The 8,230-nt window shown below is 68.5% G+C and carries 7 protein-coding genes; 3 read left to right on the forward strand and 4 right to left on the reverse strand.

Annotated features, from left to right (window positions below):
- Positions 1 to 13: 13 nt before the first annotated feature.
- Genes LJ221_RS11515 through LJ221_RS11525 form a run of 3 tightly spaced genes read right to left on the reverse strand, consistent with a single transcriptional unit; the run spans position 14 to position 3,226 of the window.
- Positions 14 to 952, reverse strand: a complete 939-nt coding sequence (locus tag LJ221_RS11515; protein ID WP_241715994.1) for a carbohydrate ABC transporter permease — start codon at positions 950 to 952, stop codon at positions 14 to 16.
- Entirely contained in the window at positions 942 to 1,883 is a 942-nt protein-coding gene (locus LJ221_RS11520) for a carbohydrate ABC transporter permease (RefSeq protein WP_241715996.1), read from the reverse strand. The genes LJ221_RS11515 and LJ221_RS11520 overlap by 11 nt, the downstream gene beginning before the upstream one ends.
- A 53-nt stretch (positions 1,884 to 1,936) precedes the next feature.
- Positions 1,937 to 3,226 (reverse strand): ABC transporter substrate-binding protein, encoded by a 1,290-nt coding sequence (locus LJ221_RS11525; RefSeq protein WP_241715997.1) that lies wholly within the window; start codon positions 3,224 to 3,226, stop codon positions 1,937 to 1,939.
- Between the two features lie 165 nt (positions 3,227 to 3,391).
- On the opposite strand from LJ221_RS11525, the gene LJ221_RS11530 reads away from it, so the two are divergent.
- Complete coding sequence (locus tag LJ221_RS11530) at positions 3,392 to 4,453, forward strand: LacI family DNA-binding transcriptional regulator (RefSeq protein WP_241715999.1); 1,062 nt, start codon at positions 3,392 to 3,394, stop codon at positions 4,451 to 4,453.
- 74 nt (positions 4,454 to 4,527) lie between these two features.
- On the forward strand, positions 4,528 to 5,874 hold the full coding sequence (locus LJ221_RS11535) for an MFS transporter (protein ID WP_241716001.1): 1,347 nt from the start codon (positions 4,528 to 4,530) through the stop codon (positions 5,872 to 5,874).
- A 201-nt stretch (positions 5,875 to 6,075) separates the two neighbouring features.
- Here the strand turns inward: LJ221_RS11535 and glnA are convergent, their stop codons facing one another.
- Positions 6,076 to 7,485 (reverse strand): type I glutamate--ammonia ligase, encoded by a 1,410-nt coding sequence (gene glnA, locus LJ221_RS11540; RefSeq protein ID WP_241716003.1) that lies wholly within the window; start codon positions 7,483 to 7,485, stop codon positions 6,076 to 6,078.
- 242 nt (positions 7,486 to 7,727) lie between these two features.
- Between glnA and LJ221_RS11545 the strand changes: the two genes are divergently transcribed.
- The gene (locus LJ221_RS11545; protein WP_241716005.1) at positions 7,728 to 8,195 is read left to right on the forward strand and encodes an RDD family protein; all 468 of its coding nucleotides are present in this window, start codon (positions 7,728 to 7,730) and stop codon (positions 8,193 to 8,195) included.
- Positions 8,196 to 8,230 lie beyond the last annotated feature (35 nt).

An 8,230-nucleotide genomic window follows, 5' to 3' on the forward strand; every position in this document is an offset into this window, starting at 1 on the left:
ACGAACGACAGGGCTACTTGATGCCGGAGTTGGCGAAGCCCTGGACGAAGTAGCGCTGCGCGAGAAGGAACAGTGCGACCATCGGGACGGTGGCGAGCGTCGTGCCGGCCATCAGGTAGGCCCAGGCGTTCTGGTCGGCCTGCTGGAAGGCCGACAGTCCCACCTGGATGACGCGCAGCTCGGTGTCCGACGTGATGATCAGGGGCCACAGGAAGTTGTTCCAGCTGCTCTCGAAGGTGAGCAGACCGACTGTGGCGATGGCCGGTTTTACCAGGGGCGTCATCACCCGGGCGTAGATGCCGAACTCGCCCATGCCGTCGATACGGGCAGCCTCCTCCAGTTCGCGCGGCAGGGAGAGGTAGAACTGGCGGAAGAGGAAGATGGCGAACGGCGTCAGCGCACCGGGGACGATGAGGCCCCACCACGAGTCGAGCCAGCCGTGGCCGCCCCGCCCGAGATAGTCGTTGCCGCCGAAGAAGGGGACGCCCTTGGCGATCAGGTACTGGGGAACGATCTTGGTGTAGGTCGGAATCATCATCGTGGCCAGCACGCCCATGAAGACCACGGTGCTGCCCCGGAACGGAATGCGGGCCAGGGCGTACCCGGCCATGGAGGCCATCACCAGATTGAGTGCGGTGTGCCCGATGGAGATGAAGAGACTGTTGCGGAAGTAGGTGCCGAACGGCGCGTACTCCAGGGCCTCGGGGTAGTTCGCCCAGTCCCACACCCGCGGCAGCAGGCCGGGGGGATGGGAGGCGAGGTCGGGGTCGGTCTTCAGGGAGGTGATGATCATCCAGAAGAACGGGACGGCCATCGCCAGCGACACGGTGATGAGTACCAGGTGCAGCGCGAGGCGCGGCAGGCGCCGGGTGAGCGGCGGGCGGGCGGACCGGCGCGCGACCGGAGCCGGAGCCTGAGCCGTTCCGGGGGCGGAGAGCTGGTCAGCGGACATCGTCTTCCTTTCCGGTGAGACGTCGGCTGATCAGCATGAGCACCAGCAGGAACACGAACAGCACCACGCTCTGCGCGCAGGCCGCGCCCATGTTGAACTCCTTGAAGGCCGTGCGGTAGATCTCGTACGTCATGACGGTCGTCGAGTTGCCGGGCCCTCCGTCGGGCGTCAGCACGTACAGCTGGTCGAATGCCTGGAAGGAGTCGATGATCGACACCACCAGGACGAAGAACGTCGCCGGCTTCAGCAACGGCAGGGTGATGGAGAAGAACTGCCGCACCTGCGACGCGCCGTCGATCCTCGCCGCTTCGTACACGTCGTCCGGCATGGCCTGCAGGGCGGCCAGGTAGATGAGCATCTTGATGCCGATGCCCTTCCAGATGCTCACGACGATCACGGCGAACAGGGCCCAGTCCGGGTCGGCCAGCCAGGCCGGCCCGTCGATGCCCACCCAGCCCAGCATCGTGTTCACGACACCGAGCCGGGGCTCGAACATCCACATCCAGACCAGGGCGATCGCCACGGTCGCGGTGACGTGCGGCATGAAGACGGCCGTGCGGTACCAGGCCGCCGCCCGCATCTTCACGTTGAGCAGGAGTGCCAGGACCACGGCGATCGCCATGGCCACCGGCACTGTGAAGAAGGTGAAGACGACCGTGTGCCAGATGGACGAGTTCCAGGTCGGATCACCGAAGATCTCCTGGAAGTTGTCCAGCCCGTTGAAGGAGACCGTGCCCGCGAGGATGTCGTAGTCGGTGAAGGCCAGGACGAAGGTCGCGACAACGGGGATGCCGATCCACCAGACGAGGTGCACGACCGAGGGCGCCAGCAGGATGAGGGCGACCCGGCGCCGCTCGTGCCCGAACTTCCGCCCGCGCCGCGGACGGTCACCGCGGGGTGAGGATGTCGGCGGACTGGTAGATCGATACACCGACTTCCGGTGTCGACGTGCCGTGTCCACGGCCTGGTGGCTGGACACCGGTCTCAGGCCCCCTTGGCGATGATGGCCTCAGCCGTCTCGGCCAGTCCTCGCAGGGAGTCGGCCGGGCTGGACTTGCCGAGCAGCGCGCTCTCCAGAGCGGGCTTGAACTCCTCCCGGATCTCCAGCCAGGTCGGCACTCCGCCCTCGGAGAAGGCGTGGTCGAGGTTGTCCACCGCGAACGAGATGAGCTTGTTGCTTCTGACGTACTCGGAGTCCGCCGCGCTGAGGACCGCCGGGATGTTGCCGCGCTGCTCGGCGGCCTGGGGCGAGACCTTCTCCCCGGACAGGTACTCCACCAGGGCCTTGGCCTGCTCGGGATGCTTCGTCTTCGCCGACATGGTGGCCAGCGTCCCGCCCTGGAACAGCGCGGGCCGCCGCTGGTTCAGCATGAACCCGCCGATCCTGTCCTCCTCGATCAGTTCGGGAGCGCTCTCGGAAGCCTGGCGCCACATGTCGTTGTGGCCGATCATCATCGCCGCCCGTCCCTGGATGAGGGGAGCGACGACGGCCCCCTTCTGGGTGAATCCGTAGTCCTCGATCTTCTCCGTGCGGATGACGTCGACCATCCACTGGAGGGCTTCCACGGCCTCGTCCGAGTCGAAGACGGGCTTCCCGTCGGCGAACAGGTCGCCGCCGTGCGCCCACATGACCGGCAGGTACGTCTGGCGCAGGTCGTTGCTGAGGATGTCCACGCCGGCCCGGGTCAGCTTCCCGCCCTCGCGGACCGTCAGCTCCTTGCCCATTTCCATCAGCTCGGTCATGTCCTTGGGCGGTGCGTCGATCCCCGCCTCGGCCAGTATGTCCTTGCGGTAGATGCCTATCCTGGTGTCGAGCAGGATGGGGCGGCCGTAGGTCCCGCCCTCGTAGATCCCCGGCTCCACCACGCGGGGGTTGTACGTGCTCTCCAGCTCGGACCGGCTCGTCCCGAGGTCGGCGAGCACGCCCTTCTCGACGAAGGGCGGGATCCAGCCGACGCCCATCAGCATGACGTCGTAGGGCTGGCCCCCCACGATCGACGTGGCCAGTTTCTCGTTGAGCTTTCCGTACTCGGTGTAGTCCACCTGGACACTGACGCCGGGGTGGTCCTTCTTGAAGTCGGCGAGCAGCGAGGTGAGCAGCTTCTGCCCGTCCGCGCGGTCGAAGATCGGAGTGAGCAGGCGCAGGGAGGCGTCGCCGCCGCCCCCCTGCTGGGGGGCCGGACCGCCGCAGGCGGACAGCGCGGCGCCCGCGGCCGCGGCGGCGCCGAGTCCGAGAAGTCTTCTTCTGGACAGAGCGGAAGTGTGCGTACGCATGAGGACTCCTGGACGGCGAGAGGACGCGCACTGAACGGATGGCGTACTTGCGGTAGAGTCAGTGCATCGATTTACTGGTGTTTCGATGCACGAGACACTAGGAACGGCCGTACGGGCTGTCAACACTCCGGAAACAATTCGCTCTCATTGGCAGGGGAGAGACCAGTGGCGGGGGTAACGATCTATCAGGTGGCGCAGGAGGCCGGGGTCTCGCCGAGCACGGTCTCCAACCTGCTCAACGGCAGGACGGGCCGGATGCTCCCCGAGACGCGGTCGCGGGTGGAGTCGGCGATCCGCCGCCTCGGCTACCGTCCCAACCGCGCCGCCCGGCAGTTGCGAACCGGGCGGATCCAGATGCTGGGGCTCGTCGTGCCGTCGGTGGCCAATCCGTTCTGGGGCACCTTCGCCCGGCACCTAGAAGCGGCGGCCCTGGCGGAGGGCTTCTACATGCTCCTGTGCAACAGCGAGCGTGACCCGGACCGGGAACGCCGCTACGTCGAGGAGCTGTGGGGCGACGGCATCGGCGGAGTGGTGCTGTGCTCCTCCCTCCCCTCGCTCGACCACGTGAAGCCGACCGTCGAGGAAGGGCTCGGACTGGTCGCCTTCGACCGCACCGCGCAACCCGGTGACCCGCACAGCGTGGTGAACATCGGGACCGACAACGTCCTCGGCATGCGCCTGGCGACAGAGCACCTCCTGGGACTGGGGCACACGCGTCTGGCCTTCGTGTCGGGTTCGATCGGCAGCGTCAACCGTGCCGAGCGGTACAGCGGCTTCCGGCAGGCACTGGACACCGCCGGCCTCCCCCCGTCCGCGGGCACCGTGTGGTCGGGAGCCGACACGGTGGACTTCGACGACCGGGACACCGCCGAACTCGGGCGGGTCGCCGCACGGGAGATCCTCTCGGTCCCCAATCCGCCGACCGCGATCGTGACCATCAACGACATGTGCGCGCTCGGCGTCGCCACGGGCGCGCGGGAGGCGGGCCTGGTGGTCGGCCGCGACGTTTCCGTGACCGGCTACGACGACATCATGCTCGCGGGTATGGCCACGCCCGCGCTCACCACGGTGCGGCAGCCCGTGGAGGAGATGGCGGCCACCGCGTTCGCCAAGCTGCGACAGGTCATGGACGGGGGAGGCGGTGAGTCCGGTCAGTCCATCCTGCACCGGCCCACGCTCGTGGTCCGTGACTCGACCGCGGCACCTGCCGTGATCACGGTCGCGTAGGTGGATCGCGACCACGAACCGGAACGAAGGACACCGGCCGCGCGTACCGGACGGAACTCAGGAGGAGAGCCCAGTTGAGTACGGGACCCGGGACCGGTTCCGCCCCCACACCCGACATCCGTGACCGGTACGGCTCACCCACCCCCAGAGCTCGTCTGCTGTCCTCGCTGAAGGTCAGGAACTACCGCCTCTTCTTCCTCGGCCAGGTCGTGTCCAACAACGGCACCTGGACGCAGCGCATCGCCCAGGACTGGCTGGTCCTCAGCCTGACCGGCTCCTCGACCGCCGTCGGGATCACCACCGCCCTGCAGTTCCTGCCACTGCTGCTGTTCGGCCTGTACGGCGGGGTCCTCGTCGACCGGCTGCCCAAGCGCCCCGTACTGGCGGCCACCCAGGTGGTCATGGCCCTCACCGCGCTCGCCCTCGCCACCCTCACACTGACCGGCCGTGTCCACGTCTGGCACGTGTACGCCGCCGCCTTCGCGGTCGGCATCGCCACCGTGTTCGACAATCCGGCACGCCAGTCCTTCCTCGCCGAGCTGGTCGGCCCGAGCCTGCTGCGGAACGCGGTCGGCCTCAACTCCGCGAACTTCCAGTCCGCCCGTCTGATCGGCCCGGCCATCGCCGGGCTGCTGATCACCGGTGTCGGCACCGGGTGGGCGTTTCTCCTCAACGGGGTGTCCTTCGCCGCGCCCCTGATCTGCATGATGCTGATGCGCAACAGGGAACTGCGCGCCGTCGAACGCGCCCCGCGCGGAAAGGGACAGCTGCGCGAGGGCCTGCGCTACGTCGCCGGCCGGCCGGAGCTGCTGTGGCCCATCGTCCTGGTGGGCTTCTTCGGTACCTTCGCTCTCAACTTCCCGGTCCACCTGTCCGCCTACGCGGACGACGTCTTCGACGCTGGTGCGGGCGCCTACAGCCTCTTCAACACCCTGGTCGCGGCGGGCTCGCTGGCCGGAGCGCTGCTCACCGCCCGGCACGAGTCCGCACGGCGGAGACTGCCCTTCCTCGCCGCGCTGGCCTTCGGCGTCCTGCAGATCGTGGCCGCCGCGGCGCCGACTCTGTGGAGCTTCGCCCTGCTCATGGTCCCCATGGGGTTGTTCGCCATGGTCGTCAACGTGGCCACGAACGCCACGATGCAGACCTCCACCGCCGTGACCGTACGGGGCCGGGTCACGGCCCTGTACATGATGGTCCTCCTCGGCGGCGCGCCCCTCGGCGCTCCCGTGGTCGGCTGGATCACCGACACCTACGGAGCCCGCGCCGGCCTTGCCGCGGCCGGTGCCGTGGCGACGGGGACCGCCGCGGTGACCGGGTTCCTTCTCCTCAGGGCCGGCGATCACCGTGTCGCGGTCGGCTGGCGCCGTCGTCGCCCGTGGATTCGGATCGTGCCCCGAGAACCGGGGGAGAGCGGCGGCTGACGTCTCCCCCGTGACCGGGGCGTGTGGTCATCGTGCCGGTGTGCCGGTGCCCGCGGCTCCACGGGCCGGGGCCTGAGCACAGGGCCGTCCGGGCGCGGGCTCTGCGCGGTGCGGAGCCCGGGGGCACGGACGCCGTGGCCCCCGTGTCCGGCCTGTGGGAACGCGGGCCGGACACGGGGGCGGGGCGGGGGCGTCCGTCGATCAGATGTCGAAGTACATCTCGAACTCGTGCGGGTGCGGGCGGAGCTGGATCGGGGCGATCTCGTTGGTGCGCTTGTAGTCGATCCAGGTCTCGATCAGGTCGGCGGTGAAGACGCCGCCGGCCTGCAGGTACTCGTTGTCCGCCTCCAGGGCCTCCAGGACGGCCGGCAGGGAGGTCGGCACCTGCGGGACGTTCGCGTGCTCCTCCGGAGCCAGCTCGTAGAGGTCCTTGTCGATCGGCTCGGCCGGCTCGATCTTGTTCTTGACGCCGTCCAGGCCGGCCAGCAGCAGAGCCGAGAAGGCCAGGTACGGGTTGGAGGACGGGTCCGGGGCGCGGAACTCCACGCGCTTGGCCTTGGGGTTGGAGCCGGTGATCGGGATGCGCATCGCGGCGGAGCGGTTGCGCTGCGAGTACACCAGGTTCACCGGGGCCTCGAAGCCGGGCACCAGACGGTGGTAGGAGTTCACCGTCGGATTGGTGAAGGCCAGCAGCGACGGGGCGTGCCTGAGGATGCCGCCGATGTAGTAGCGGGCGGTGTCGGACAGGCCCGCGTAGCCCTGCTCGTCGTAGAACAGCGGATCACCGCCGGACCACAGCGACTGGTGGACGTGCATGCCCGAGCCGTTGTCGCCGAAGATCGGCTTGGGCATGAAGGTGGCGGTCTTGCCGTTGCGCCAGGCGACGTTCTTGATGATGTACTTGAACAGCATCAGGTCGTCGGCGGCCGCGAGCAGTGTGTTGAACCGGTAGTTGATCTCCGCCTGGCCGGCGGTGCCGACCTCGTGGTGCTGGCGCTCCACCTTCAGGCCCACCCGCTCCAGCTCCAGCGACATCTCGGCGCGCAGGTCGGCGAAGTGGTCCACCGGCGGGGTCGGGAAGTAGCCGCCCTTGTAGCGGACCTTGTAGCCGCGGTTGTCCTCCAGCGCGCCGGTGTTCCAGGCGCCCGCCTCGGAGTCGATGTGGTAGAAGGACTCGTTCGCGCTGGTCTGGAAGCGGACGCTGTCGAAGACGTAGAACTCGGCCTCGGGCCCGAAGAAGGCGGTGTCCGCGAGGCCGGAGGAGGCGAGGTACGCCTCGGCCTTCTTCGCCACGTTGCGCGGGTCGCGGCTGTACTGCTCGCCGGTGATCGGGTCGTGGATGAAGAAGTTGACGTTGAGCGTCTTGTCGCGGCGGAACGGGTCCAGGCGGGCGGTGGACAGGTCCGGCAGCAGCGCCATGTCGGACTCGTGGATCGCCTGGAAGCCGCGGATCGAGGACCCGTCGAAGGCCTGCATCTCGGACGGGTCGAACGTCGAGGCCGGGATCGTGAAGTGCTGCATGATGCCCGGCAGGTCGCAGAAACGGACGTCGACGAACTTCACGTCGTTGTCCGCGATGTACTTCTTAGCCTCGTCGGCGTTCTGGAACATCCAAGTCCTCCTAGTCCCGCCGCGAGGGGACGGGGTGGCAGCTCGAGTGGCAGTCCAGTGCGATGTCCTGCTGTCGCCCGACCTTAGATTTGCGGGATTTCTCAAGCATGACCCATTTGTTTCGATGATGTTAACCGGACGAGTGTGCGGACGGTGGCTCTCGGCACCGGTCCCGGTGCCGCCCTCGCGGCCGTGTACGGACCCGCCGGGTACCCGGTAAGGCCGCGCGTTACCGTTGACGGGTGGACAACAGGCAAGCAATCGGATCCTGGCTCTCCGGGCCCAGGGCCGCGGCCGAGCAGATGGGTGCGGACTTCGGCTACCGGGGCGAGAGGCTGGGGCTGCCCGAGAACGGGCCGGGGTCGATCGCCCCGCCGGGGCGCCGGTTCGGCGCGATCCTCATCGACTGGGGCCTGTGCGTGCTGATCGCATACGGTCTGCTCACGGGCGGCGACATCGGTTCCGCCGGGAACTGGGCCCTGCTGGTCTTCGCGGTGCTCGGCGTCCTCACCGTCGGCACGGTCGGCTTCACACCGGGCAAGCGGCTGCTGGGACTGCGGGTGGTCTCCGCGAACGGCGGGCGGCTGACACTGCCCCGCACGGTGGTGCGCACGGCCCTGCTGGTGCTCGCGGTGCCCGCGCTCGTGTGGGACCGCGACTCGCGCGGCCTGCACGACCGGCTCTCCGGTGCCGTACAGGTGCGGATCTGAGCCGCGCGGAGCCGAGTCCGCGAAGCGGACTCGGC

The organism is Streptomyces sp. CNQ085 (assembly GCF_022614595.1).
In the GTDB taxonomy this organism is placed as follows: domain Bacteria; phylum Actinomycetota; class Actinomycetes; order Streptomycetales; family Streptomycetaceae; genus Streptomyces.